Source organism: Streptomyces prasinopilosus (assembly GCF_001419695.1).
Classification (GTDB): domain Bacteria; phylum Actinomycetota; class Actinomycetes; order Streptomycetales; family Streptomycetaceae; genus Streptomyces; species Streptomyces prasinopilosus.
In genome coordinates, this window is record NZ_LIRG01001009.1 from 1 (window position 1) to 2,581 (window position 2,581).

A 2,581-nucleotide genomic window follows, 5' to 3' on the forward strand; every position below is an offset into this window, starting at 1 on the left:
CGGCACCCCCGAGGCCCGGGTCGCCGACGCGATGCGCGACCACCCCCGGATGGCGTCGGGCTCGGACCGGGACGTCGCCGCCCTGATGGGGGCCGTGCCCGGCCTGCTCGCCAAGGACGGGTTCGAGGGCGTACAGGTCGCCGCCCTGCCCGACGGCGGCGCCGTCGCCGTGAAGATCTCCGACGGTGCCGACCGGGCACGCGTCCCGGTGACCGCGGCCGCCCTCGCCCACGCAGGGGTCGACCCGGCCGCGCTCGCCGCGTTCGCCGGCGAACCGCTGCTCGGCGGCGGCCTGCCGGTCGGCGGCGTCCACCCCGTGCCCGCGCTGGAACCGCTGCCCGGGGCCGCCGCACGACGCTGACGTCCTCCCGGAGCGGCGGGCGGCGGTGCGACCGAGCGGTGCGCCCGGGCGGTGCGCCCGAGCGTGTGCCGGAGCGGCGGGTCGCGGCCGGTGGTGGCCGGTCAGTCCGGTACCACCGGCCCCCGCCGGAACCGCAGGAACAGGGCCACGCCCGCCGCGCCCAGCAGTGCGGCGCCCGCGATCGTCCAGGGCACCGGCCGTCCGGGCGCGTGGTCCCGCGCCGCCGGAACCGCGACGGGGGCCGGGGTGGCCGCGGGCCGGGCCTCGGGTCCCGGCAGCGACTTGACCCGCAGGGCGTCCAGCGACCCCACCGCGTCCACCCGGCCGGACGCGTCGAAGCCCCAGTCCAGCAGCGCGCGCGCCTCCTCGTACACGGCGTCCCCGCCGCCCCACCGGGGGTTCAGCACCGTCACCACGAGGGTGCGCCCGTCCCTGCGTGCGGCCGCCACGAGCGTGTGGCCGGCGCCGCTGGTGTAACCGTTCTTGATCCCGACGATCCCCGGGTACCGCTCCACCCCGTCCGAACCGGTGAGCAGCCGGTTGGTGTTGCGGATCCCGTACGAGGCGCCGTCGCGGCCCGGGAACATCGCCTCCTCGCGGGAGCAGTACCGGATGAAGTCGGGGCGCTGCAGCCCGGCCCGGCCGAACACCGCCAGGTCGAACGCGGACGACACCTGTCCCGGGGCGTCGTAGCCGTCGGGCGACTCCACCTGCGTGTCGTGGGCGCCGAGGGCGCGTGCCTTGGCCTGCATCCGCTCGGCGGTGGCCTCCCAGCCGCCGTTGAGAGAGGCCAGCACCCGCACGGCGTCGTTCCCCGAACTGAGGAAGACTCCGTTCCACAGGTCGGAGACCCGGTACGTGAGGTCCTCCGCCACACCGACCCGGCTGCTCCCGGGGCCGATGCCCGTCAGTTCCTCCTCGCTGACGGTGTGCCGGATGCCGGAGGGCAGGACGGGCAGCACGGTGAGCGCGAACAGGGTCTTGAGGGTGCTGGCGGGCGGGAGCCTGCGGTGCGCGTCGTGCGCGGCGAGCACCTCACCGGAGTCGGCGTCGGCCACCAGCCACGACCGGGCGGACAGCTCCGGCACCCCGGGTGCCCCGGCGAGCGGACGGACCTGGGTACCGGAGCGGTACAGCAGCGAATCCGGCGCGGCGGGTCCCGCGGTCCGCGGTTTCACGGCGGCCCGCACTCCGTGACCGGGCGACGGCGCGGGGCCCGCGCGCGTGCCGGCGCTCGTCGTGGCGGGGGTGAGCGCCAGCAGGCCCGCCGCGCAGAGGGCGCAGGTGGACACGGCAGCCCGCGAAGCAAATCCGATAGTCATATCGCAAACGTAGGAAGGGGACCCCGGACGGCCGCGGTGACCGGGCCGGAAACCCTCCGCAAGCACCCGGATGCCGTACGGCGGGACGGCTGCTGCTCACGGGCGGCCGGATGCGGCCGCCGGGCACCGTCAGCCGCCGGGCACCGTCAGCCGCCGGACACCGGCCGGTCGCCGGGCAGGGTGGGCCGGACGCGCCGGAGGAAGGCCGCGTTGTCGGGGGCCTCGCGCAACCGCTCCAGCAGCGTCTCCAGGCCGGACCGACCCTGGGACTGCAGCGCCCGCCTCAGACCCTGTGCGGCCGACAGTTCCGCGGGGGTGAGCAGCAGTTCTTCCCGGCGGGTGCCGGACGGGGCGATGTCGACGGCCGGGAACAGCCGGCGGGAGGCCGCTTCCCGGCTCAGCCGGAGCTCCATGTTGCCGGTGCTCTTGAGCTCCTCGAAGTAGAACTCGTCGGCGCGGGAGCCGGTCTCCACCAGGGCCGAGGCGAGGATCGTGAGCGAACCGCCCTCCTCGGCCCGGCGCGCGGCCCCGAAGAACCGCTTCGGGCCGATCAGCGCCGAGGCGTCGACCCCGCCGCTCATGGTGCGGCCGCCGGGGGCGGCGGCGGTGTTGTACGCCCGGCAGAGCCGGGTCAGCGAGTCGAGCAGGACGACGACGTCCTCGCCCGCCTCGACCAGCCGCTTGGCCCGCTCGATCACCAGCTCGGCCAGGGCGATGTGCTGCGCGGCCGGCCTGTCGAAGGTCGAGGCGTACACCTCGCCGCGCACCGAGCGGCGCATGTCGGTGACCTCCTCGGGGCGTTCGTCGAGCAGCACCACCATCAGGCGGCACTCGGGGTGGTTGCCCGCGACGGCCGCCGCGAGCTGCTGGATCAGCACGGTCTTGCCGGTCTTCGGCG

Annotated in this window: 2 protein-coding genes and 1 pseudogene; 1 reads left to right on the plus strand and 2 read right to left on the minus strand. The window is 76.2% G+C overall.

The window, feature by feature from the left end:
- A partial coding sequence (locus tag AOK18_RS29630; protein ID WP_167738762.1) for an asparaginase occupies positions 1–361 on the plus strand: 361 nt, incomplete at its 5' end.
- 101 nt (positions 362–462) lie between these two features.
- On the opposite strand, the gene AOK18_RS29635 is transcribed toward AOK18_RS29630, so the two are convergent.
- On the minus strand, positions 463–1,683 hold the full coding sequence (locus AOK18_RS29635) for a D-alanyl-D-alanine carboxypeptidase family protein (protein ID WP_055696300.1): 1,221 nt from the start codon (positions 1,681–1,683) through the stop codon (positions 463–465).
- 173 nt (positions 1,684–1,856) lie between these two features.
- A pseudogene (gene rho / locus AOK18_RS29640) lies at positions 1,857–2,581 on the minus strand (transcription termination factor Rho); the annotation flags it as partial.

What these genes read in the sequence shown, in the direction of transcription:
- AOK18_RS29635 (WP_055696300.1), bottom strand. Translation starts at nt 1,683, where the DNA reads ATGACTATCGGATTTGCTTCGCGGGCTGCCGTGTCCACCTGCGCCCTC.